Here is a 23,156-nt window from a genome sequence, read left to right on the forward strand (position 1 = left end):
ATGATTCGCACCGCATTCCGCGCCGTCGCGGCGCTCGCCGCATTCGCTTCCGTCCCGGCCATGGCCGACACGCTGGTCGACAATGTCGACGGTGTGACCATTGGCGAGGACGGCGAAGTCGTCCGCTTCACCGGGCTCGTCTTCGACGATGACGGAAAGGTCGTACAGATCCTCCAACGCGGCGAGGAACGCCCGCAGACAGATTACGGGATCGACGGGCGCGGACGGGTAATGCTGCCGGGTATGATCGATGCGCATGTCCATGTCATGGGCATCGGTTTCGGCGCGTTGCTGCTCGACCTGTCCGACACCAATTCGCTCGAAGAGGCGCTTGCCAAGATCAAGGCGTTTGCCGAGGAGAACCCGGGCCGCCCGTGGATCCTCGGGCGCGGCTGGAACCAGGAGAAATGGGGCCTCGGGCGCTTCCCGACCGTCGAGGAACTCGATGCCGTCGTTTCCGACCGCCCCGTTTGGCTCCAGCGCGTCGATGGCCATGCGGCCTGGGCCAACACCATGGCGATGGAGCGCGCGGGCGTGACTGCGGCCAACGCCGATCCATCCGGCGGGCGGATCATCCGCAAGCCGGGGAGCCGCGAACCCGCAGGGGTGTTCGTCGATGCGGCAGAAGAACTGGTCGCCAAAGTCGTTCCTGCTCCGCGCCCCGAAGACCGCGACGCCGCCCTCGCCAAGGCGCAGGAAATCCTTCTCGACAACGGCATAACCGCTGTTGCGGACATGGGCACCAGCATCGAGGACTGGCAGACCTTCCGCCGGGCCGGTGATGCCGGGAAGCTCGGCATCCGTATCATGTCCTACGCCACCGATGCCGACACCATGGACCTCATTGCGGGTCCCGGTCCGACCCCGTGGCTGTATGACGACAAGCTGCGGATGGGCGGAATCAAGCTCTATCTCGACGGCGCGCTTGGCTCGCGCGGAGCGACCCTCAAGGAGCCGTATTCCGACGAGCCGCAGACACGCGGCCTTCCGCTGCTTACCCCCGCGCAGCTGCGCAACATCATGAGTCGCGCGGCAATGGACGGCTTCCAGACTGCGATCCACGCAATCGGCGACGCCGCCAATTCGGACGTCCTTCGCGCGATCGAGGAGCTCTCCGAAACCTATGAAGGCGACCGCCGCTGGCGGATCGAACATGCGCAGGTCGTCGATCCCGCAGAGCTCGAAGAATTCGGCGAGCACGGGGTGATCGCTTCGATGCAACCGCTTCACCAGACGTCCGACCGGTTGATGGCCGAGGCACGGCTGGGGCCGGACCGTCTGGATGGAGCCTATGCCTGGCGCAGCGTGCTCAAGGTGGGCGGCATACTCGCCTTCGGCTCGGACGCTCCGGTCGAACCTGCGGATGCATTTGCCGGCTTCGCGGTCGCGATCAGTCGCACCGACGCCGACGGACAGCCTTTTGGAGGATGGTTACCGGATGAAACCGTCAGCCGCGAGGCCGCGCTCAAGGCGTTCACCGCCGATGCCGCCTTCGCGGGTTTCGCCGATGGCAAATTCGGACGCCTGATCCCCGGCGAACAGGCGGACTTCCTGTTCGTGGACCGCGATCCGCTGCTCGCCTCGCCGAGCGATATACGCAGCACGCAAATCCTCGAAGTGTGGGTCGGTGGGAAGCGAATGCGCTGATCTCCACGCCCCGAATTCGCCTCGCAAGTGCGCGAGCCTTACCGGATCGTATCGGCGGCCTAGGTGTTCGCACGTATCAGGTTGATTCGCCGACCAAGTTTAACCAAACAGCCATTTGCGGCCGCTATCAGGCGGTACGCCTTCGGTGATATGGGCAAACAAGCCTAAGGAACTGTCGGCGAAAGAGAATCAGGGTTGCAATTGTGCAACTGCGAGAAAGTCTTTCGCGCTGCAATCGTATTCGGTCTGGCGGGAATTCCGGGTGTCCGATATAAAGCTCTGAATACGAATCGTACTCGAACCGCGACGAACGGTTTCGGAATACAAATTAGGGGGTTGTCACGACCGGAAGGCTGCGCTATCCCAAGATGGAAATAGACTTAGTTAATACCTACAGGAGACGATCCGATGAAATTCCGCACTCTCGCACTGGCAACCGCTGCAGTTTCTCTCGCTGCATCGCCCGCCATCGCTGAAGCCGCCTATGATCGTGCAAACGCACCGGTCGAAGGGGAAAGCGAACTGGAAGGTGAGAGCGGTATCCTCATCGCGATCCTCGCGTCCGCCGCTATCATCGCCGGCATCATCATCGTAGCCGACGGTGGCGAAGACGCTCCGACCAGCCCGTAAGCTCGGTCGAAAAGAGATTCGAAAGGGCTCCTTCGGGAGTCCTTTTTTTGTCCGCGATAGACAGGATCGCGACCGGGTGGACGTGCTCTTACTTAAAAGCGCGCCTCCGTCGGCACAGGATTAATCCGACCCAGCTTCGGCTTCGGCCGTGGTCTGCTCTTCATCCGCATCGGCCTGTTTCTTCTTCGTTCTCTCCTGGAAACGCATCAGCAGAAGCGAACCTTCGAACAGGACGAGCAGCGGCAGAGCGAGAATGATCTGCGATCCCGGATCCGGCGGCGTCACGATTGCCGCCAACGCAACCACCCCGACGATCACGTAACGCCGCGCGCCAGCCATCTGTGACCGGGTGACGATCCCCGCGCGGTGCAGCAGCATCAACAGCACGGGAAGCAGGAATGTCAGTCCGAAGGCGAGGATGAACTGCATCACGAGATCGAGGTAATCGCCCGCAGCGGGCAAGGCCTCGACCGCAAGTCCGCCCGCATCCCCGCCGAAGCCGAGGAACCAGCGAAATGCCGTCGGCATGACGACGTAATAGGCCAGCGCCGCACCGCCCAGAAACAGCACCGGTGTTGCGATCAGGAAAGGCAGGAATGCCTTTTTTTCCTTGGCATAGAGGCCTGGCGCGACAAACGCCCACAGCTGGTTGGCGATAATCGGGAAGCTCACCATGAAGCCCGCGAACAGCGCGACCTTGAGGTCGACGAAGAACAATTCGGGCAGCCTTGTAAAGATCAATTGCCCCTTCCCCTCGGGGAAGGCGTCCTTCAGTGGCTGGACGAGATAGGCGAGGATCGGATCGGCGAAGTAGAGGCAAACCCCGAAGCCGATCGCGAGTGCGATGACCGACCGCACGAGCCGGGTGCGCAGCTCGACGAGATGATCGAGCAGCGGGGCACGGGTTTCGTCGATATCCTTGATCTCGAACGCCATCGCGCGCCTAGTCCTTCGGTTCTTGGCGCGGGGGCAGCGGGAGTTCAGGTGCCGCCTCGTCGGCCTTCTTCGGCGCAGGCTGAGTGTCGGGAGCCGGATCGTCGGCCATGGGATCGGGCCCGGTCTCTCCTGTCTCGATCGGCGGTGGGCCGGTCATGACCGGTTCGCCGGCATCCTTCTCGGCGTTGATCGCGCTGCGACGCATGATCTCCTCGTTCTGCGCCTTCCATTTCTTTTCCATGTCCTCGAGCTCGGCCTCGCGGACCATGGCGTCGATACCAGTGCGGAAATGTGCAGAGACCTTGCGCACCTGTCCGATCCAGCGCCCGGCGGTGCGCATCGCACGCGGCATCTCTTTCGGCCCGATCACAATGATCGCGACGATGACGATAACCAGGAGTTCAGCTGCGCCGATATCGAACATGATGTGCTTTCAAGCGCGCCGGTTCTGGCGCGTCCGAGAAAAGTCAGTTGGACGAATCGGAGGTTTCGCCGGTCTTGGTCTCGGTCGCGGCAGGGTCCTTTGCAGGAGCTTCGATCTGGGCCTTTGAAGCGGGCTTTTCAGCCTCTTCTTCGCTCATGCCCTTCTTGAAGCTTGAAATGCCCTTGCCGAAATCGCCCATCATCTCCGAAATGCGGCCGCGCCCGAACAGGATCAGGACGACCACCGCCACGATGATGATTTGCCAGATGCCGATACCGCCCATGCGAAGTCTCTCTCATTGAAGTGCTGAGCGTAATATAGGAGCGAAGCGGCCCGAGCGCCAGTCGAGACTAAGCCGGCGCTATTCCTCGCTGTCCTCGTCGGACGACGATTCGCAGGATTCTTCTGATTGCCCGACGGATTCCATTGCCTCTTCGAGGGCATCGTCGACCGGATCGAGCAGGCCGGCCGCACGCAATTCGTCGATGCCAGGCAGGTCCCGTCGCGAAGACAGGCCGAAATGATCGAGAAATTCGGGCGTGGTGGCGTAGATCACGGGGCGGCCCGGAACCTCGCGCCGGCCCGCAAGCTTGATCCAGCCTGCCTCCATCAGCACGTCGAGCGTGCCCGCGCTGGTCTGCACCCCGCGGATCGATTCGATTTCGGCGCGGCTCACCGGCTCGTGATAGGCGATGATCGCGAGTACCTCGGTCGCGGCGCGACTGAGGCGGCGGACTTGTTCGCGCTCGCGGCGAAGCAGGTGGGCCAGGTCAGGCGCAGTCTCGAAGTGCCAGCGCTTGCCGCGCTCGACCAGATGCACGCCGCGTTTCTCATATTGCTCGCCCAGTGCGTTCAGCCCCTCCCGCACGGCAGTATTCTCCAGCCCGCCAAGATGCTTGGCCAGCTGATCGACACTCATCGGCTCTTCGGACGCGAACAGCGTCGCCTCGAGCGCCCGCTCGATCTCGTCGGTGGAGCGTTGTGGGGAAACGTCGTCGCTCGGCACGCTGTCCTCGACCAAGTCCTGGCTCATGCCTTTGCTCCCTCCTTCAGCCGCCGAATGCGCAGCGGCGCGTAGGCCTCTTCCTGTTCGATCTCCGCCCTGCCCAGCCGCGCGAGCTCGAGCGCCGCGACGAAACTCGACGCGAGTGCAGACTTGCGCAGCGCCGGTCCGGCATGCGCGGGCAGGAAGTCGCGGATATCCATCCAGTCGAGCGTGACGCCGAGCATCGCCGAAACTCGATCCAGCGCGCTGTCGAGCGTCATCACCGGGCGGTTCGAGACATGGTAGATGCGCGGTGCGGTACGCGCCTTGACCTGGCCATAGGCCTGGATCAGCGAATAGGCGTCCGACTTCCACTGCGTCTTGCGGTCGATCCGCAGGCCCTCGGGCTTGCCACGCAGGAAGATATCGCGCCCGATCCGGTCGCGCGCCATCAACCGCGCCGCCGCCTCGCGCATCGCGCCAAGGCGCTGGAGTCGCAATTGCAGCCGCAGCGCGAGTTCTTCGGGGCTTGGGTCTTCCTGCTCGTCCTTGGGCAGCAGCAGCGCCGATTTGAGGTATGCGAGCCACGCCGCCATGACGAGATAGTCGGCGGCGAGTTCGAGCCGCAGGTTTTGCGCGCGCTCGATGTAACCGAGATACTGGTCGACCAGCGCGAGGATCGAAATCTGTCTCAGGTCGACCTTCTGCCGCCGCGCGAGGTCGAGCAACAGGTCGAGCGGCCCTTCCCACCCGTCGAGTTCGAGATACAGTGCCTTGTCGCCCGACTTGGCGCCCTGCTTTCCGACCTCGTCCTCGGGCCATGCTTCCCCCATGTCGGCGGTCGGCTCGGCAGCACCGAGGGATTCGCCGGAGATCATGAAGCCGTCATCCGAAGGTTCGCTTTCGCTCATGCGGCTTCTCCCGCGAGCGCCAGCAAAGCGTCGCGTTTCGCAAGCAGTTCGGGCTGCTCCTCGGCCATCGACGGCGCGATCCGCGTATCTTCCAGTGCGCGTTCAAGCCGGGCTGCGGTTGTTTCGGACATGGTCGGGAGCACCTCGCAGATGCCCTGCATGTCGTCCATCTTCGCCCAGCAATTGAGGATAATATCGCATCCGGCGGCGTGCGCGCGAGCCGAGCGCTCGGGGATGGTCCCGTCGAGCGCTTTCATGTCGATGTCGTCGGTGAGCAGGAGTCCATCGAAGCCGATCTGCGCGCGAATCACGTCGCGGATGACCGTTTCCGAAAGCGTCGCGGGATTGTCAGCATCCCACACAGGAAACAGCAGGTGCCCTGTCATACCGATCTTCGCCGAGTTGAGCGCACGGAACGGAGCGAGATCGCTTTCCAGTTCCTCGGCGCTGGCATGAACCGTGGGCATTTCCTTGTGCGTGTCGACAGTGCTCCGCCCATGCCCCGGCATGTGCTTGATGCAGCCCGTCACTCCGCCCTTCGCCAGCCCGTCGAGCACCGCTCTGCCGATTGCAGCCACCTGCATCGGATCGCTGCCTAGCGAGCGGTCTCCGATCACGTCGTGCGCGCCCTCCTGCCGCACGTCGAGCGGCGGATGGTAGTCGACCGTGATCCCCATCGCCGAAAGCTCGAGCGCCATCGCGTGGGCGTTGGCGCGCGCCGCCTCGATCGCGCTGGCGGGTGCCACCTTGTAGAGCAGGTCGAACGCTTCGCCCGCCGGATAGGGCGACCAGTGCGGCGGACGCAGCCGCGCCACGCGGCCGCCCTCCTGATCGATCGAAACGAGCAGGCGGTCGCGCCCGTGGATCGAGCGCAGATCGTCGGTCAGCGCGCGCAATTGCTCGGGGCCCGCGCAATTCCGACCGAACAGGATGTATCCCGCCGGATCCGCATCGCGGAAGAAGGCGCGCTCGTCGGCCGTCAGTTCGAGGCCGCTGCATCCGAAAATCGCCGGAATCATGCGCCGAGAGTTACAGCTGGCTGTGCCCCGTGCAAGCGCGCTAACCACCTATAGTGGGGGAAAACGCCCGCAAGGCACGACAGGTTGTGGATCGCCCGTGGTTTATTTGACGGCGCAGTCGAGCCCGTCGGCCTTGATCGCCTGGCACAATTGCGTCGCCTCGGAACGGTTTCCGGCGACCACCTGCAGGCGATAGACCGTCGCCCCGCCGACTACGGCCTCTACGACGCGATAGCGTTTCCCAGAGAGCGCACCCGTCTGGCGAGACAGGTCATTCCAACCCTTTTCGGCGCGATCGCGGGTGCCATAGGCAGCCAGCTGGACATAGGCACCACCTGTTGCTGGAGGAGCGGGGGGTTCCGATGCCGCCGTGCCGGTGGCGGTTTCGCTTGCGGTGGGAGCAGAGGTCGTACTGTCGCCGCTGTCGATCTGCGCCTCGCGGGTCTGCCCTTCGCCCACGGCAGGCGCGACATTGCCGGTCCCGGCAAATTCCTTCCCGCCCGGATCCTCGGGCCGCTCCTTGATCGGGCCTTCGGGCGCTTCGATCGTGCTGCCATCGGCAACCAGCGCCGGGTCGGTTGTGCTTTTGGTCAGCATGTAGATCGCGCCGACCACGCCGAGCAGCACCGCAAGCAGGATCGCGCCGAAGGCAAAGATTTGCGCGGTATCGACACCGCCAGCGTCCTCGTCCTCCTCGTCCGCCTCAAGCCACGGCAGGCTGTCGGCACCGGTCAGGTCGAGCTCGCTTTCGGCATCACTCCCGTCGTCTTCGATTTCCTCGAATTCAGCGTCGATAACCACTGCTTCGCGTCCTTGTTTTCAAAACTCTAGCCTAGCGCCAAGTTAGCTTACCGTCACATCGATTCGACGGCTTCTACCCCGAGGACGGCCAGCCCGTTGCGGATAACCTGCCCGATTGCGTTAGCCAGGAAAAGCCGCGCCTCCGACAAAGCCTTGTCCTGTTCCACGATGAAGCGCTTTTGCGGGTTATCGTTACCCAGGTTCCAGAAGGCGTGCAGTTCGGCTGCGAGGTCGTAGAGATAGAACGCCACACGGTGCGGTTCGCGCGCCTTGGCAGCTGCCTCGATGATGCGCGGGAATTGCGCAGCCATGCGGATAAGCGCGATTTCTTCGTCGCCTAGTTGAGCAAGGTTGTCCGCCGAGGGCGCAAATCCCGCCTCCGCCGCCTTGCGCAGCGTCGAGCGAATCCGCGCATGCGCATACTGCACATAGAAAACCGGATTGTCCTTCGAGGCTTCGACCACCTTGGCGAAGTCGAATTCCATCTGCGCCTCGGGCTTGCGGGTGAGCATGGTGAAGCGCACCACGTCCTTGCCTACTTCCTCGACCATGTCGGCGATGGTGATGAAATTGCCCGAACGCTTGGACATCTTCACCGGCTCGCCGGCGCGCATCAGCTGGACCATCTGGACGAGCTTGACGTCGAACGGGACCGGTTCGCCCTTTCCTTCGGATAGCGCGGCAACCGCAGCCTTGATCCGTTTGACCGTACCCGCGTGGTCCGCGCCCCAGATATCGATCAGTTCGTCGGCGTCCTCGGCCTTCTGCATGTGATAAGCGAGATCGGCACCGAAATAGGTCCACTTGCCGTCCGACTTCTTTATCGGGCGATCCTGGTCGTCGCCGAATTTGGTCGAGCGGAACAGCGGTAATTCGACCGGCTCCCAGTCCTCCGGCGGGGCCTTGCCCTTGGGCGCTTCAAGTACGCCGTCGTAAACGAGATCGTGCTGGCGGAGCCACGCCTCGGCCTCTTCCGGCTTGCCCGCCGCCTGCAGCGCCGCCTCGGAGGCGAACACATCGTGGTGGATACCGAGCAGCGCGAGGTCGGACTTGATCAGCTCCATCATCTGCTCGACCGCCTCGGCGCGGAAATAGGGGAGCCATTCCTCCTCGGGCTCGTCCTTGTGCTTGTCGCCGAGTTCCTGCGCGAGATATTCGCCGATCGGCTTGAGGTAATCGCCGGGATAGAAGCCCTCGGGAATCTCGCCGATATCCTCGCCCAGCGCCTCGCGATACCTGAGGTGCGCCGAGCGCGCGAGCGTATCGACCTGCCCGCCGGCGTCGTTGATGTAGTATTCGCGGATCACTGTGTGCCCAGCGTTTTCGAGCAGACTGGCGAGCGCATCGCCGACCACCGCGCCGCGGCAATGGCCCATGTGCATCGGCCCGGTCGGGTTGGCTGAGACGTACTCCACGTTCACGGTGCGCCCGGAGCCCATCGAAGAGCGACCGTAATTGGTGCCGAGATCAGCGATGGCGGCCAGTTCACCTAGCCATGCGGCGGGATCGAGCCGCAGGTTTATAAAGCCCGGCCCAACCACTTCGGCGCTAGTTACTGTTGGTGGGCTATTCAGCAATTTGTCGACAATTCCGATCTTGCCTACAATCGCCTCGGCCAGCGCGCGCGGATTGGTCTTGGCGGGCTTCGCCAAAACCATCGCCGCATTGGTGGCAAGATCGCCATGCGAGGGATCGCGCGGCGGCTCGACGGTCACATTCGAGAAGCTCGCGTCGGCAGGCAGAACTCCATCGGCCTGCAAGCCGATAAGAGTCTTCTCGACGATGGCCGCATAGGCGGCGTAGAGGGTTGTGTTATCGGTCATCACTATCTCGTGGATTTCCGCGAAAATTCAGCGGTTGCAAGAAAGGAAGCGGGGTCCCGGGTCAAGCCCGGGACGACTAATCGATTGGTTCGTTTCTCGGTCGCCATGCGACCGCAAGGCCGACTGGCCGTCCGCAGCCGCTCCGTAGCGAAGCGAAGGAGACGAGGCGAGGAGGCAGCCCGGATGGGCTGCCACAAACGTCAGCGCGTCGCGTTATACGCCAGCTGGTCCTCAGTCAGCTGGAAGCCGACCAGCACTTCGAAGCGCGTGCGCTGGATCGCAGCCTTCACTTCCGGATCGGCCAGCGGATCGAGCGCGGCATCGACATCCCCGGGGCGGCGGCGGCGGGTGATCTTTTCGCGGATATCCTCCGGCAGCGTCGCCGCCGAACGATCGACAAACGCCCCAGCCCGACCGCTCGCGCTGGCGCGTTCCTGCCCGTCGGCGAAGGTGAGCGTCACCTGCCCCACGCGCTTGGTCACGACGGCGCTGCCGCCGCGTAGCACTGTCACGAAATACGGCAGCGTTACCGTGCGGCTACCGCGCACGTCGGTCCGGCGCGCATGCACGTCGAAAGTCGCCTCGCTGTAGACCCGCTCTGCGGTGTCGTTGCAAGTCGAACGCAGGTTGGTCATCGAAGCGGTCATATCGAGATTGGCGAAGCTCGAATCCCCGGCGGTGCGAAAGACCGTCACGTCTCCGGTATAATCGGGAATGCCGACCGCAGGGCACGAGGAAAGCACCGCGGTGATGCCGACACCCTGGTCCACCACCAGCTCGCCTTCGCTGGCACACCCGGCAAGGCCGGCGGCAAGTGCGAGGGCAGGAAGAACTCGGGTGCGAAACAGCATGGGAAATGACGTCCTTGATTATTCGATCCACTCGGCTGCGACACAAGCGGGGCAGCCATCGATCACGCCCTAGCGGTGCGCGCGGCAAAGCGCTAGAGGGTGACATATGAACGCGCCATTTCCCACGTCAGAGACCGCCGCAGAGCGGAAACCGCTCAACCTCCTCATCGCCGCACCGCGCGGCTTTTGCGCCGGGGTCGATCGCGCCATCGAGATCGTCGAGAAGGCGCTCGAACGCTATGGCGCGCCGGTCTACGTCCGGCATGAAATCGTCCACAACAAATACGTCGTCGAGGGGCTGAAGGCCAAAGGCGCCATTTTTGTCGAGGAACTGGACGAGGTGCCCGACGATGCGCCGGTGGTTTTCAGCGCGCATGGCGTCCCCAAAAAGGTGCCAGCCGAGGCCCAGCGCCGCAAACTGCTCTATGTCGATGCGACCTGCCCGCTGGTCTCCAAGGTGCACCGCCAGGCCGAACGCCAGATCGAAAAGGGGCGGCATATCATCTTCATCGGCCACGAAGGCCATCCCGAAGTGATCGGTACGATGGGCCAGGTCGAGCCCGGACAAATGACGCTGGTCGAAACGATCGAGGACGTCGACAAGCTTCCGTTCGAGAGCGACGAACCGCTCGCCTATCTCACGCAGACGACTTTGTCGGTCGATGACACGCGCGAAGTGATCGAGGCGCTCGAATGGCGGTACCCGAATATCCGCGGACCGAAGGCCGAGGACATCTGCTACGCAACATCGAATCGTCAAGCTGCGGTCAAGGACCTCGCGCCCGATTGCGACCTGGTGCTGGTAATCGGCGCGCCCAATTCCTCAAACTCGCTGCGGCTGGTCGAAGTGTCCGAACGGCTCGGTACCCCGGCGAAGCTGATCCAGCGCGCCGGAGAGATCGATCCGGCATGGCTGGAAGGGGTCGAGACGCTCGGCCTGACGGCAGGCGCCTCCGCTCCCGAAGTGCTGGTGCGCGAAGTGGTCGATGCAATCGGAAAGCTTCGCAACGTCGAGGAGCGGACGATAACCGCCGCCGAAGAGAAGATGGTCTTCAAGCTGCCACGCCAGCTGACCGAGTAACAGCGCACAGGCGGGCGGATTGGCAGTCTACACCCATCTCGGTGCCGAAGAGCTTGCCGATCTGGTGGCGCAATACGATGTCGGCGAGCTGGTTTCGGCCAAGGGCATCGCGGAGGGCGTTTCCAATTCCAACTGGCTGATCGAAACGACCGGCAAGGGCGGCAGCGGCGCACGCTTCATCCTCACCATGTACGAGCGGCGGATCGAATTGTCCGATCTCCCGTATTTCCTTGGACTGCTGGACCACTTGTCGTCCAAGGGTAGCCCCGTGCCGCAGACGATCCATGATCGCGACGGTGCAGCTTTTCGCATGGAGCAGGGAAAAGCGGTCGCGCTGATCGAATTCCTGCCCGGCGTTTCGCCAACCCTACCCTCACCCGCGCAGGCGCGTTCGGTCGGTGAAGTGCTTGCCAAGATGCATCTCGCCAGTGGGGACTTCGCGCTCACCCGCGCGAACACGATGGGCTTTGCCGACAATCTAGCGCTGCTCGAACAATGCGGCGAGGCCGGACTGGCCTCGATCCATGCCGATCTTCCGGCGATGATCGGCCCGGCCCGCGCCGCTGCCGCGCTCGATCTCGCCGCCCTCCCACAGGCGAATATCCATGCCGACCTGTTTCCCGACAATGTGCTGATGCTCGGCGACCGGGTCACCGGCCTGATCGATTTCTACTTCGCCTGTACCGGAGCGATGGCGCTCGACCTTGCGACCACCCACGCAGCCTGGTGCTTCGGCAGCGACAACGCTTTCCGGCCCGAACTGGGCTCGGCAATGGTCGCCGGATACGAGAGCGCCCGCCCCCTTGAGCAAGCGGAACGCGAGCTGCTGCCCCAGATCGCCAAGGGGGCCGCGCTGCGCTTCGTCGCCAGCCGGGCGGAGGACTGGCTCGATACCCCCGAGGATGCGCTGGTCACCCGCAAGGACCCGATGCAATTCGTCGCACGCTGGCACGTTTACGACGAATTGGGCCAAAAGGCGTTTGCCTGATGCTAGGCCTGCGGCCATGAAGCGCCCGATGAAACAGGTCGAGATTTTCACCGACGGTGCCTGCAAGGGCAACCCCGGCCCGGGCGGCTGGGCGGCGCTGCTGCGAATGGGTCAGCACGAGAAAGAGCTGACCGGGGCCGAAGCCGACACGACAAACAACCGGATGGAAATGACGGCGATCATCCAAGGGCTCTCCGCGCTGATCGAGCCGTGCAAGGTCGATCTCTACTCCGATAGCAAATACGTGATCGATGGGATCACCAAGTGGGTCGAAGGCTGGAAGCGCAAGGGGTGGGTAACCGCCAGCAAGAAGCCCGTGCGCAATGCCGACCTTTGGCACGAGCTGATCGACGTCGCAGGCCGTCACGATATCGAATGGCACTGGGTCAGGGGCCACAACGGCCATGAGGAAAACGAACGGGTCGATCAGCTCGCCAGTGCCGAAGCCGAGCGGATCGCGCGCGAAGGCTGAATCGAAGCGGGCGCACCCCGCAAAGGGCACGCCCGCTCAATCCATGAACTGGACCGTGGCTTAGGTGTTGTCTTCCACCGGAGCGTCCGGGCCGTTCTTCTTGATCGAATCGATCGCGTTCTGCGCGCTCGACTTGCTCGAATAGCCCTGGGTCGAGAACATCACTTCGGAATTGTAGCTGAAGCGGACGCGATACTCGTCGGCCTTGTCCTTATAGATTTCAAACTTGTGAGCCATGGGTCGTCTCCCCTTGATTGGTGTCGTTGAACACGCGAGCCACCTTACAGATTGAATTGCGATTGGCTAGCCATCGGCGCCCACTTCGGCTTCGAAAAATCGCGCCGGCGCATAGGCTTGGCGATCGATACCGGCGGTCAGCGCATCCGCGCTCTGACCTAGCATGATCTGCGCCCCGAGCCGTGCCGCCGCCGGCGAGGTCTGGATTCCGAAGCCGCCCTGCCCCGCGAACCAGTAAAAGCCTTCGACCACCGGGTCGGGCCCGTAGACCGGGAGGCGATCGGGGGCGAAGCTCCTGAGACCCGCCCAGCGCCGCTCGACCGCTTCTATGTGCCAGTCGGTCACTTTCTGGAACCGGTCGATCACGCGAGCGACATCGATTTCTTCCGGTGCAGCATCGCATGGCTCCGTCGGAATCTCGTCATGCGGGCTGAGCCACAGTCGACCGTTGTCGGACTTGAAATAGAATGCCCCGTTGATGTCGAGCACCAGCGGGAGGTCTCCCGGTGCCTCGGGGAAAACCCGAAGCTGCGCGACGGTACGGCGCTTGGGATCGATCCCGAGAGGCCTGGCCCCGGCCATTCGAGCGACAGTATCGGCCCAGGCACCCGCCGCATCGACAATGGCCGCCGCGCGAAATGCCTTCCCGTCTTCGGTGGCGATCGTCCACCCGCCAGCCGTGCGATCCAGCTTGGCGACGCGCGCCCGGCAGACCAGATCCGCTCCGGCTCGCCTCATCGCCTTGAGGTAATGCTGGTGAACGCCGGCAACGTCGATATCGGCACAGGCAGGCTCCCAGATCGCATCGCACCAATCCTCGCGAATGGCCGGGACCCGCTGCTTCAGGCCTGCGCCGTCGAGCCGCTCGATTGTCACGCCGGTTCCGCTGAAGGTCTCGACGAAATCGTCCATTTTCGCTTTGTCGGAGGATTGCCCGACATAAAGCGCCCCGCGCGGAGACAGGAAGCCATGCTCGCGCAGGTAGGTGCCCGAAGCCAGTGTGAGCGGCACGACTCCCGGCCCGCCATAGCATTCCTCCCAGAATGCCGCCGAGCGTCCGGTCGAGTGATATCCCGGCGCGTCCTCGGCTTCGAGCACGAGCACTCTCGCATGCGGCGCGAGTTCGGCGGCGATGCTCGCGCCTGCAATGCCTGCGCCAATGACGGCGAAATCGTAGATTGTGGAGTCCATCAGTCTTCAGCCGGTCTGCGCAGGAGCCTCGCGGTCGAGGAAATCGGCGATCGCTTCCATCACCTGATCGCGCACGGAATCGGTCTCGCGCAGCACTTCATGCGCAGCTTCATTCCCCAGTTCGAGGAGCTCGCCATGCGGCAAACGTTCTGCCGCCCGGACATTGGCTGCGTGGCTGACAAGCTTGTCCGCCGGGGTCGATACGATCAGCACCGGAATCACGATCGCTTCTAGCGCCCCCGGGGCCTCGAGGATCTTCCATGAGGCATAGGCACGCTCGACCCAGCGCCAGCTTGCCGGTCCCATGACCAGTTCCGGGCGGTGTTCGCGCCACCACTGTTCATCGGCATAGCGATCTTCGTCATGGGTCAGCAGGACCTTGCGGCCGATCGGAAGTTCGCCCGGCTTCTCGCTCCACTTCCATGCTTGCCGTGTCGGATCGCCAACCTTGGTCATCATCGTCGCCACGCCATGGAGTATGGTCAACGGCAGGGGCGGACCGCTCATCCCCAGCATCGGGGCGCTCAGGAACACCGCATCCGGATCGACCTGTTTCTCGACCAGAGCCCGCATCACGACATGCCCGCCCATCGAATGCGCTGCCAGCACATGCGGACCCGGAGTCTCGGCTTTCCATGCCTGCCACAGCTCGGCAAGGTCTTCGACCCAGATCCCGAAATCCTCGATATGTCCGGTGACCTCGTCGCTGCCGAGCCGGCCGCTGCCGGCCTGGCCGCGCCAGTCTGCAGCCGTGACCCGCCAGCCGTCGCGGTGCCATTGCTCGAGGCTTTCAAGGTACTTTTCGTAATTGTCCCCGCGCCCGGGAAGGAACAGGATCGATCCGCGCGGATGCGGTTCACCGCCCGGCCAATCGATCCGCCGCAACTTGTGCCCGTCCTTCGCCTTCCACCAGCTTTCGCGCGCGGCGGGGGGGATCGCCCGGCGATCGATCGGTAAACGGCTTTCGGAAACTGCTTCACTCACGTGGCTAACATCGCACCTTCGGGTTTGGTTACTGTTTGGTAAGCACTCCCCTGTAGCAAAGGCCTTAACAGGGACCTGGCGGGCAGTCCGGCAGGCGACCTTTGGGGGCCACATGCTTACGACGTATGTTCACTACGGCTTGCTGATTGCCTTGGCAATTGCACTGGTGTTTGCCGCGTTTACCGATATTCGCAGCCGTCAGATCAGCAACAAGCTGAACCTCGCCATCGCCATCGGTGCTCCGTTGTTCTGGTGGACCAGCGGTCTGGCGCTGTGGCCCGATATCGCAATCCAGCTCGGCGTCGCGCTGGCTGCCTTCGCAGTTCTCGCAGGAATGTTCGCCTTGGGCCTGATGGGCGGCGGTGACGTCAAGCTGCTGACCGCGCTGGCGCTCTGGATCGAACCCAACGCCTTTCTCCAGTTGCTTGTGATCATGGCGCTCGCCGGCGGCGTCCTCACCATCGTGATGGGCGGCTGGCATTTTCTGCGCCGGCAGAAGGAACGTCTCGCCATTCCCTACGGAGTCGCCATCGCTTTCGGCGGCCTGTGGGTGCTCGCCGTCAACTACATTCCCGACAACATTCAAGTGGCGTGAACTTCATTTTAACCAATTCGGACGTACGCATCGCAACCATACCCGCCCGCTAACCAATGTAAGGGCCGAAACGAGGGGGCTTATTAGCCATGGATAGGAAGAAGCTGGTTCTGCTGCTTGGAGCGCTGGTCATCGCGATCGGTACTGCATTTGCTGCACGGAGCATGTTCGCCGAGGGCACCGCACCGGAGGCCGTTGCGGCCGCCGAGCCACAGGGCCCGAAAGTTCTGGTTGCCAACCGGGCTCTGCCGGCCGGTACCATCATCACCGCCGACGCGCTGGGTTACCAGCAGTGGCCGGAAGAGCTCGTCCAGGATGCTTACTTCCTGGATGGCGAATCCGATGTGAACCAGTTGCTTGGCACAGTCGTGCGTTATCCGGTCACCGCAGGTGAGCCGGTCACGCAAGGCTCGCTCGTCAGCCCTGGCGACCGCGGCTTCCTCGCTGCGGCGCTTGGCCCGGGCATGCGCGCTGTCACCGTTCCGGTCTCGGCCCGCACGGGTGTTGCAGGCTTCGTCTTCCCGGGTGACCGCGTCGACCTCGTCCTGACCCAGACTGTCGAAGGCGAAGGCAAGGCGCTGAAGGCTGCCGAAACCGTGCTGCGCAACCTGCGCGTGCTCGCCACCGACCAGTCGACCGAACAGACCCAGACCGAAGACGGCAAGACTGTGGTTCGCGCGTTCCGTACCGTTACCCTCGAGGTGACGCCGAAGATCGCCGAAAAGGTCGCCGTCGCCCAGACTGTCGGCACGCTCAGCCTCGTGCTGCGCTCGATCGCCGACAACCAGGTCGAACTCGAACGCGCCATCGCGTCCGGCGATGTCTCGATCCCCGAGGGCGCCTCGCCCGAAGAGGAAGAGCGCCTGCTGCGCGCCGCGATGGGCCGTCCCAACGACAAGGGCACGACCTACGCGACCGGCGGCGACGTCTCGCGCTTCCAGCCGAAAAACCCGCCGCCGAGCGAAGGCTCGAAGGCACGTGTTACACCGGCCGCACCGGGCGTCTCGGCTACCCGAAACGGAGCTCCGGTTAACGTCGGACCGACGGTTCGCGTCACCCGTGGCAAGTCGACCACCGAAGTTCCGGTGAACGGCGGCGCGGCGGCAGCCAACTCGATGCTGCGCCAGCAGTCGGACAATGTCGGCGAAGCCGGTCGCACCGTCTCGTCAACCAGTTCGCTGATCGTGCGCTGAGGGGAATGACCATGCTTCGCACGAACAACCGCTCGAATTTCGCATCCGCGCAAACAGGGAAACCCATGGGGGGCCGGAAAATGAAACGCCAACTTACTGCCAAATTGCTGCTGGCATCTATCGCTGCGGCACCGCTCGCTGCGGTTCCGGCGGCCACCGCCACGGCGCAGCAGGTCGTCAAGCCCTCGCAGGAAATCGTCCTGTCGATCGGCAAGGGCGAACTGGTGACGATCCCCGGCTCGATGACCGATGTCTTCGTTGCCAACGAGAATGTCGCCGACGTCCAGGTGAAGTCGCAGCGCCAGCTGTACGTCTTCGGGAAGTCGGGCGGTGAAACCACGATCTACGCCAGCAACGCTCGCGGCGACGTGATCTTCGCAGCCAACATCCGCGTCGGCAGCAACATCGGCAGCGTCGACCAGATGCTCGCCCTCGCCATGCCGGAAGCCAAGGTAAACGTCGCCACTATGGGCACAAACACCGTGCTTCTGACCGGCACCGTTGCCGCCCCGGAAGACGCCGCCGAAGCGCAGCGTCTCGTCCAGGCCTTCCTTGGCGATGAAGCCAATGTCATCACCCGTCTGAAAACGGCGACCCCGCTGCAGGTCAACCTGCAGGTGCGGTTTGCCGAAGTCAGCCGCAGCCTTGTTCGCCAGATCGGCGGCAACCTTGCGACCTACGACTTCTCGACCGGCGGTTTCCGCGGAGCGATCGGTACAGGTCGCTCGCTCGGCAGCGGCGAGTTTCGTCTCGACGGGCCGCTTGCAGTCGGGAACGGCGTCCAAAACCCGGGCCTGATCGTCGGTGTCGATCCGACGACCGGCGAAAACATCGTGATTAAGGGTCCGGGCGTCGATAGCGCCGGCAACACCACGCTCGGCGGTCTGGGTCGCCTGTTCGGCCTCGACGTGCTCGGCGCGCTCGATCTGTCCGAACGCCTCGGCCTGATCACCACGCTTTCACAGCCCAACCTGACCGCGCTCTCGGGCGAAACCGCCACCTTCCTGGCCGGCGGCGAGTTCCCGATCCCGATCAGTCAGGGCCTTGGCAACGTTGCGATCGAATACCGCGATTTCGGTGTCAGCCTGTCCTACACTCCGACAGTGCTTTCGAACGGCCGGATTTCGCTCCGCGTCCGCCCGGAAGTGTCGGAGCTGTCGACCCAGGGGTCGGTCACGCTCAACGGCTTCCAGGTTCCGGCGCTGACGATCCGTCGCACCGAAACCACCGTGGAACTGGGTTCGGGCCAGAGCTTCATGATCGCAGGCCTGATGAGCAGCAGCTCGCAGAACGCGCTCGATAAGGCTCCGGGCCTCGGCGATGTGCCGATCCTCGGCAATCTGTTCCGTTCGCGCGATTTCCGTCGCGGCGAAACCGAGCTGGTTATCGTGGTGACACCGTATCTGGTGAAGCCTGTCGACGCCAAGGACATCAAGCTCCCGACCGACGGGTTCCGTTCGGCCAACGAGTTCGAGCAGCTGCTCGGATATCAGGAGCATTCCGGTGTCTCGGGCGAAGGTCGCCCCGGCCCGACCGCGAAGGATCAGGAGGCTCCGTCCCCTGATGTGAGCGATGCCGATCCGGCCGCGATCGTTCCGGGCAATCCGCAGCCGGAACAGCGCAGTGCGGACAAGAAGAACCGCAAGAAGAAGGACCGTTCGGCAGACGCCGCGGCTCCTGGCTTCAGCCTCTAATTCGAGAAAGGTGAGAACAATGCTCATGGCACGCAAAAGCAAACTCGCGGGAGCTCTCGCACTCTCGATCGGCCTCGCCGCCGCAGGCTGCGCAGGGATGCCGACCAACACGTCGCTCTACAGTCCGAACCAACCGGTGGTGGAGCGTACGAACTTCACGTTCGATGTGCAGACCGACTCGTCGGGCCTCCCGATCGGAGAGCAGTCGCGCCTGAACGGCTGGTTCGAAGCGATGGATCTTCGCTACGGCGACCGCGTCTCCGTCGAAGCTCCGGCGAATACCACCGCGGTCTCCGAAGCCGTGAACGAACTGGCGGGTCGATACGGGCTCATAGTCAGCAAGGTCGCACCGACGACTTCGGGCTATCTCGAGCCGGGCCAGGCGCGCGTGGTTATCACCCGCTCTTCGGCATCGGTCCCGAACTGCCCCAACTGGTCGGCTGCTTCGGACTCGAACTACATGAACGCCGGCAGCCCCGGCTTCGGTTGCGCCACCAACGGCAATCTCGCCGCGATGGTCGCCAACCCCGAAGATCTGCTCGAGGGCCAGAAAGGCTCGGGCGAGACTGTGATCTCGACCGGAACCAAGGCCATCGACACCTATCGTGAAGCCGAGCCTTCGGGTGCCGGCGGTCTCGGCAACGCTAATAGCGGAGGGAACTGATCCATGAACGCTCCTTGGAAATCGGGCCTGCCCGGCAATCGTGATCCGTTTGCAGCCTTCATCTGCGACGATGCCGCTCTGGACGTCCTGCGTCCGGTCGTCATCGAGATGGGCTGGCCGCCGGAGAAGTGCAACAAGGGTGGCCTTCGCAACGCGATCCAGTCGCTGTCCGTCAGCGCCAGCCCGGCGATCCTCGTGGTCGACCTGTCGGAAAGCGGCGACCCGCTGAACGATATCAATGCGCTCGCAGAAGTCTGCGAGCCGGGTACGGTGGTGATCGCCATCGGCCAGGTCAACGATGTGCGTCTCTATCGCGACCTGATCGCGAGCGGTATTCACGACTACCTGCTGAAGCCGCTCAACGCGCAGCAGCTGCACGATGCGCTCAATCAGGCGCTGAACGTGTTCACCTCGCCGCGCACTGCGGACGGTGAAGCCGTGAAACGCCACATCTCGACCGCAGTGGTCGGGACGCGCGGCGGGGCTGGCGCCTCGACGCTCGCGACTTCGCTCGCATGGCTGTTCAGCAGCGAGCACAATTCGCCGACTGCGCTGCTCGATCTCGACATCCACTTCGGGACAGGCGCGCTCGCGCTCGATCTCGAGCCGGGTCGCGGTCTCACCGATGCGATCGACAATCCGAGCCGTATCGACGGGCTGTTCATCGAACGCGCCATGACGCGCGCCAACGAAAAGCTCTCGATCCTTTCGGCGGAAGCTCCGATCAGCCAGCCGCTGATGACCGATGGTGCCGCGTTCGTGCAACTGGAGGAAGAATTCCGCCAGGCGTTCGAAATGACCGTCATCGACATGCCGCGCAACATGCTGATCAACTTCCCGCACCTATTGGCGGACGTGAACCTGGTGCTTCTCACCTGCGAACTCACGCTGGCTTCGGCGCGCGACACGATCCGCATCCTCTCGTGGCTCAAGACCAATGCCGCGCACGCTCATCCGATGATCGTCGCGAACAAGGTCCAGTCGAGCGCTGCAGAGATCAGCAAGGCCGATTTCGAAGCATCGATCGAACGCAAGATCGACTTCATTGTGCCCTATGACATCAAGGCCGCATCGAACGCAGCCAAGCTTGGACAGACCTTTGTCGAGGCAAACCGTTCGAGCCGCGCCAGCGCGACGATCCGACAGATCGGCGAGCGCATCATGGGTGCAAGCGAAGAGGATCTCTCCTCGATCACCGAAGAGAAGAAGTCGCTGCTTGGAGGGTTCGACCTCAAGTCGCTGCTCTCGAAGAAAGATAAGGTCGAAGAGGACGTTGCGGCCGAATAGCCCAACCCCGTTCTCGCCGGGGCGGTGCGATCACGCTCCGTCCCGGCGTCGACCAGCCACTCCGGTGGCGATGAAACGCAGTCGCGCCCGGCGCGGCACAAACTAGGAACCAGGCGGGAAGCAACAGCATGGACTTTACCCAAACCCTGCTCGTATCCGGTGGACTGTTCGCCGTGATCGTGGCCGCTTACACGGTCTTCACCGGCTTCGGCCCCGGAAAGGCACAGAAGCGCCGGCTTGATGCCCTGCGCTACCGCCACTCCGAAAGCACCGACACTAAGGTCGAATCGCAGCTGAAAAAAGCGATCGCCGCGCGCAAGCCCAAGGCACACCGCGTGAAGGGATCGGATTCGCGGCTCGAGGCGCTGGAAGTGCGGCTGGACCGCACCGGCAAGGGCTGGACCGTCACACAGTATGTCTACGCCTCGCTCGGCCTCGCCGTGTTGATTGCGATGGCAATGCTCCTGCAGACGGGAGCACCACTGCTGTCGATCGGAGTCGGCCTGCTGATCGGCGCCGGCCTGCCGCACCTGGTCGTCGGCTACTTCATCGGCAAGCGGACCAATGGCTTCAACGAGAAATTTCCCGACGGAATCGAACTGCTTGTGCGTGGCCTGCGCTCGGGCCTGCCGGTGACCGAAACCCTCGCGGTGGTGGCACAGGAAGTGCCTGGCCCGGTGGGCGTCGAATTCAAAGGCATCGTCGAGCGGATCAAGATCGGCAAGACCATGGAGGACTCGCTCCAGGAAACGGCCGACCGTCTCGGCATCCCGGAATTCAACTTCTTCTGCATCACGCTCGCGATCCAGCGCGAAACCGGCGGTAACCTCGCCGAGACGCTCTCGAACCTCGCAGACGTGCTGCGCAAACGCGCCCAGATGAAACTCAAGATCAAGGCGATGAGCTCGGAATCGAAGGCCTCGGCCTATATCGTCGGTGCCCTGCCCTTCATCGTCTTTGTCATGATCTACATGATCAATCCGGGCTATATTGACGGGTTCTTCTACGAAGATCGGCTGATCGTCGCAGGCCTCGGTGGCCTCGTGTGGATGGGTATCGGGGTCTTCATCATGGCCAAGATGGTCAGTTTCGAAATCTAGGCGGGGAAGGAATAGTCATGCTTGAACAACCCGCAGGACCAACGCTCCTCGGCTTCGACGTCATCCTCGTCGGGACCGTGCTGGCCGGCCTCGCAGCCTTTGCCGTGATCATGGCGATTTATGCCGCAGTCACGATCAAGGATCCGATGGCGAAGCGCGTGAAATCGCTCAACGAGCGGCGCGACGAGCTGAAGGCCGGCATCATCGCTTCGGGTACGAAGAAGCGCGCCAGCCTGGTGCGCAAGACCGAGGGTACGGACAAGGTCAAACAGCGGCTCGACAGCATGAAGGTGCTGCAGCAGAGCCAGCTCGAGGCCGTGCAGCAAAAGCTTGCCCACGCCGGGATCCGTAACAAGGAATTGGCGGTCTACATCATCGGTGCGCGCGCGATCCTTCCGATCGTGTTCGGGATCGTCGGCTTCCTGGCGATCTACGTTTTCGAAGCCTTCCCCGATTGGGGGCCGATGACGCGGCTTGGCGCAATGGCGGCTGTGCTTTTCCTGTCCTACAAGGGTCCGGAAATCTACCTGTCGAACATGGCGGCCAAGCGCACCAAAGAGATCCAGAAGGGCCTCCCCGACGCGCTCGACCTGCTCGTGATCTGCGCCGAAGCCGGTCTGACCGTCGACGCTGCGTTCAACCGCGTCGCCAAGGAACTGGGCCGTGCCTATCCCGAACTGGGCGACGAATTCGCCCTGACCGCGATCGAGCTGTCGTTCCTTAACGAGCGTCGCCAAGCGTTCAACAATCTCGCCTATCGCGTCGATCTCGAAGCGGTGAAGGGCGTGGTTACCACCATGGTCCAGACCGAACGTTACGGTACACCGCTGGCATCCGCGCTGCGTGTGCTTTCGGCGGAATTCCGCAACGAGCGGATGATGCGCGCCGAAGAAAAGGCCGCGCGTCTGCCCGCGATCATGACGGTTCCGCTGATCCTGTTCATCCTTCCGGTGCTGTTCATCGTGATCCTTGGGCCGGCGGCCTGCTCGATCAGCGATGCACTCATCAACAAGGATTAAACTCCGCGAGCGAATCGAGGCACGAGAGCTCGCAACCAGAAAGAGGGTCGGTCAGGTTCGCCTGGCCGGCCCTTTTTGCATCACGCGTCTTCGGACAGGCGCGCCGCGCGCGCATACATCCGGTCAAGCAGATCACGGAACTGCTTGCGCTCGGCAGGAGCGAAACCCTCGAACAATTCGCGCTCGGTCGCGATCGCCAGCGGCATGACTTCGCGATGGATCGAGCGGCCCTCTTCGGTCAGCTCGAGCAGGTGCGAACGACCGTCGCGTTCGTTCGGCACGCGCTGGATCAGGCGGCGTTCTTCGAGCACCTTGCACGCGCGGTTTACCGCGACCTTGTCCATCAGCGTGACCTGGGTCAGCGCCTGCTGCGTGCACGCCCGGTTCTCGCCGTCGCCGAGCACCGCCATGACCCGCCATTCCGGAACCTTGAGGCCAAATCGCTTGCGATAGCGTTCGGCAATCAGGCTGCTCACGGCGTTCGAGGCAATCGAAAGCTGGTAAGGAAGGAAGCCGGCGAGTCTCCAATCGCCATCGGTTTCGGTCGTGGTGTCGCTCATAGGCAAATGGTATCAGCTGAAACCATTGCGATTGGCAAGTCCCCGCAGACCGCTACCGCTGCTA

The 23,156-nt window shown here is 63.3% G+C and carries 25 protein-coding genes; 12 read left to right on the top strand and 13 right to left on the bottom strand.

Translation table 11 applies throughout. From position 1 onward, the window contains the following. Both ACI5KX_RS12855 and ACI5KX_RS12860 read left to right on the top strand, forming a co-directional pair. Nucleotides 1-1,647, top strand: a complete 1,647-nt coding sequence (locus ACI5KX_RS12855; RefSeq protein WP_406811058.1) for an amidohydrolase — start codon at nucleotides 1-3, stop codon at nucleotides 1,645-1,647. Between the two features lie 408 nt (nucleotides 1,648-2,055). Beyond that, complete coding sequence (locus tag ACI5KX_RS12860) at nucleotides 2,056-2,277, top strand: hypothetical protein (protein ID WP_406811059.1); 222 nt, start codon at nucleotides 2,056-2,058, stop codon at nucleotides 2,275-2,277. 120 nt (nucleotides 2,278-2,397) lie between these two features. Here the strand turns inward: ACI5KX_RS12860 and tatC are convergent, their stop codons facing one another. The 9 genes from tatC to ACI5KX_RS12905 all read right to left on the bottom strand — a co-directional run bounded on the left by tatC (nucleotide 2,398) and on the right by ACI5KX_RS12905 (nucleotide 10,027). Next, entirely contained in the window at nucleotides 2,398-3,213 is an 816-nt protein-coding gene (tatC, locus tag ACI5KX_RS12865; RefSeq protein WP_406811060.1) for a twin-arginine translocase subunit TatC, read from the bottom strand. Between the two features lie 7 nt (nucleotides 3,214-3,220). Continuing rightward, nucleotides 3,221-3,637: a Sec-independent protein translocase protein TatB gene (tatB, locus tag ACI5KX_RS12870; RefSeq protein WP_406811061.1), complete on the bottom strand. Its 417-nt coding sequence runs from the start codon at nucleotides 3,635-3,637 to the stop codon at nucleotides 3,221-3,223. A 43-nt stretch (nucleotides 3,638-3,680) separates the two neighbouring features. Then, complete coding sequence (locus ACI5KX_RS12875; protein WP_406811062.1) at nucleotides 3,681-3,920, bottom strand: twin-arginine translocase TatA/TatE family subunit; 240 nt, start codon at nucleotides 3,918-3,920, stop codon at nucleotides 3,681-3,683. 78 nt (nucleotides 3,921-3,998) lie between these two features. Next, a complete protein-coding gene (gene scpB / locus ACI5KX_RS12880; RefSeq protein WP_406811373.1) occupies nucleotides 3,999-4,556 on the bottom strand; it encodes an SMC-Scp complex subunit ScpB in 558 nt (185 codons plus the stop codon). Nucleotides 4,557-4,666: 110 nt separating this feature from the next. Beyond that, the gene (locus ACI5KX_RS12885; RefSeq protein WP_406811374.1) at nucleotides 4,667-5,455 is read right to left on the bottom strand and encodes a segregation and condensation protein A; all 789 of its coding nucleotides are present in this window, start codon (nucleotides 5,453-5,455) and stop codon (nucleotides 4,667-4,669) included. A 74-nt stretch (nucleotides 5,456-5,529) separates the two neighbouring features. Next, nucleotides 5,530-6,552: a beta-N-acetylhexosaminidase gene (nagZ, locus tag ACI5KX_RS12890; protein ID WP_406811063.1), complete on the bottom strand. Its 1,023-nt coding sequence runs from the start codon at nucleotides 6,550-6,552 to the stop codon at nucleotides 5,530-5,532. 102 nt (nucleotides 6,553-6,654) lie between these two features. Continuing rightward, nucleotides 6,655-7,353, bottom strand: coding sequence for an SPOR domain-containing protein (locus tag ACI5KX_RS12895; RefSeq protein ID WP_406811064.1), 699 nt, complete (start codon nucleotides 7,351-7,353; stop codon nucleotides 6,655-6,657). Between the two features lie 53 nt (nucleotides 7,354-7,406). Next, nucleotides 7,407-9,176, bottom strand: a complete 1,770-nt coding sequence (gene argS / locus ACI5KX_RS12900; RefSeq protein ID WP_406811065.1) for an arginine--tRNA ligase — start codon at nucleotides 9,174-9,176, stop codon at nucleotides 7,407-7,409. 200 nt (nucleotides 9,177-9,376) lie between these two features. Beyond that, complete coding sequence (locus ACI5KX_RS12905; protein WP_406811066.1) at nucleotides 9,377-10,027, bottom strand: hypothetical protein; 651 nt, start codon at nucleotides 10,025-10,027, stop codon at nucleotides 9,377-9,379. Nucleotides 10,028-10,133: 106 nt separating this feature from the next. Between ACI5KX_RS12905 and ispH the strand changes: the two genes are divergently transcribed. From ispH to rnhA, 3 genes are read left to right on the top strand one after another with little or no spacing between them, the layout of a single operon-like run. Next, on the top strand, nucleotides 10,134-11,108 hold the full coding sequence (ispH, locus tag ACI5KX_RS12910; protein WP_406811067.1) for a 4-hydroxy-3-methylbut-2-enyl diphosphate reductase: 975 nt from the start codon (nucleotides 10,134-10,136) through the stop codon (nucleotides 11,106-11,108). 19 nt (nucleotides 11,109-11,127) lie between these two features. Continuing rightward, nucleotides 11,128-12,096, top strand: a complete 969-nt coding sequence (locus ACI5KX_RS12915) for a homoserine kinase (RefSeq protein WP_406811068.1) — start codon at nucleotides 11,128-11,130, stop codon at nucleotides 12,094-12,096. A 28-nt stretch (nucleotides 12,097-12,124) separates the two neighbouring features. Continuing rightward, complete coding sequence (gene rnhA / locus ACI5KX_RS12920) at nucleotides 12,125-12,568, top strand: ribonuclease HI (RefSeq protein ID WP_406811069.1); 444 nt, start codon at nucleotides 12,125-12,127, stop codon at nucleotides 12,566-12,568. A 60-nt stretch (nucleotides 12,569-12,628) separates the two neighbouring features. On the opposite strand, the gene ACI5KX_RS12925 is transcribed toward rnhA, so the two are convergent. The 3 genes from ACI5KX_RS12925 to ACI5KX_RS12935 all read right to left on the bottom strand — a co-directional run bounded on the left by ACI5KX_RS12925 (nucleotide 12,629) and on the right by ACI5KX_RS12935 (nucleotide 14,980). Next, nucleotides 12,629-12,805 (bottom strand): YegP family protein, encoded by a 177-nt coding sequence (locus tag ACI5KX_RS12925; protein WP_406811070.1) that lies wholly within the window; start codon nucleotides 12,803-12,805, stop codon nucleotides 12,629-12,631. Between the two features lie 66 nt (nucleotides 12,806-12,871). Continuing rightward, nucleotides 12,872-13,996 carry an NAD(P)/FAD-dependent oxidoreductase gene (locus tag ACI5KX_RS12930; RefSeq protein WP_406811071.1) on the bottom strand — a complete coding sequence of 375 codons (1,125 nt, stop codon included), beginning with the start codon at nucleotides 13,994-13,996 and terminating at the stop codon, nucleotides 12,872-12,874. 6 nt (nucleotides 13,997-14,002) lie between these two features. Then, a complete protein-coding gene (locus tag ACI5KX_RS12935; RefSeq protein ID WP_406811072.1) occupies nucleotides 14,003-14,980 on the bottom strand; it encodes an alpha/beta hydrolase in 978 nt (325 codons plus the stop codon). Nucleotides 14,981-15,092: 112 nt separating this feature from the next. On the opposite strand from ACI5KX_RS12935, the gene ACI5KX_RS12940 reads away from it, so the two are divergent. The 7 genes from ACI5KX_RS12940 to ACI5KX_RS12970 all read left to right on the top strand — a co-directional run bounded on the left by ACI5KX_RS12940 (nucleotide 15,093) and on the right by ACI5KX_RS12970 (nucleotide 22,532). After that, complete coding sequence (locus ACI5KX_RS12940; RefSeq protein WP_406811073.1) at nucleotides 15,093-15,575, top strand: prepilin peptidase; 483 nt, start codon at nucleotides 15,093-15,095, stop codon at nucleotides 15,573-15,575. 89 nt (nucleotides 15,576-15,664) lie between these two features. Continuing rightward, complete coding sequence (cpaB, locus tag ACI5KX_RS12945; RefSeq protein WP_406811074.1) at nucleotides 15,665-16,768, top strand: Flp pilus assembly protein CpaB; 1,104 nt, start codon at nucleotides 15,665-15,667, stop codon at nucleotides 16,766-16,768. A gap of 80 nt (nucleotides 16,769-16,848) precedes the next feature. Beyond that, complete coding sequence (locus tag ACI5KX_RS12950) at nucleotides 16,849-18,462, top strand: type II and III secretion system protein family protein (protein ID WP_406811075.1); 1,614 nt, start codon at nucleotides 16,849-16,851, stop codon at nucleotides 18,460-18,462. A 25-nt stretch (nucleotides 18,463-18,487) separates the two neighbouring features. Then, nucleotides 18,488-19,126, top strand: coding sequence for a CpaD family pilus assembly protein (locus ACI5KX_RS12955; protein WP_406811076.1), 639 nt, complete (start codon nucleotides 18,488-18,490; stop codon nucleotides 19,124-19,126). A gap of 3 nt (nucleotides 19,127-19,129) precedes the next feature. Then, on the top strand, nucleotides 19,130-20,413 hold the full coding sequence (locus ACI5KX_RS12960) for a pilus assembly protein CpaE (RefSeq protein ID WP_406811077.1): 1,284 nt from the start codon (nucleotides 19,130-19,132) through the stop codon (nucleotides 20,411-20,413). Nucleotides 20,414-20,541: 128 nt separating this feature from the next. Beyond that, nucleotides 20,542-21,513: a type II secretion system F family protein gene (locus ACI5KX_RS12965; protein WP_406811078.1), complete on the top strand. Its 972-nt coding sequence runs from the start codon at nucleotides 20,542-20,544 to the stop codon at nucleotides 21,511-21,513. Between the two features lie 17 nt (nucleotides 21,514-21,530). Further along, nucleotides 21,531-22,532 carry a type II secretion system F family protein gene (locus tag ACI5KX_RS12970; RefSeq protein WP_406811079.1) on the top strand — a complete coding sequence of 334 codons (1,002 nt, stop codon included), beginning with the start codon at nucleotides 21,531-21,533 and terminating at the stop codon, nucleotides 22,530-22,532. Between the two features lie 80 nt (nucleotides 22,533-22,612). On the opposite strand, the gene ACI5KX_RS12975 is transcribed toward ACI5KX_RS12970, so the two are convergent. Beyond that, nucleotides 22,613-23,092 carry a MarR family winged helix-turn-helix transcriptional regulator gene (locus ACI5KX_RS12975; RefSeq protein WP_406811080.1) on the bottom strand — a complete coding sequence of 160 codons (480 nt, stop codon included), beginning with the start codon at nucleotides 23,090-23,092 and terminating at the stop codon, nucleotides 22,613-22,615. Nucleotides 23,093-23,156: the final 64 nt, after the last annotated feature.

Source organism: Erythrobacter sp. GH1-10 (genome assembly GCF_045363165.1).
Classification (GTDB): Bacteria; Pseudomonadota; Alphaproteobacteria; order Sphingomonadales; family Sphingomonadaceae; genus Erythrobacter.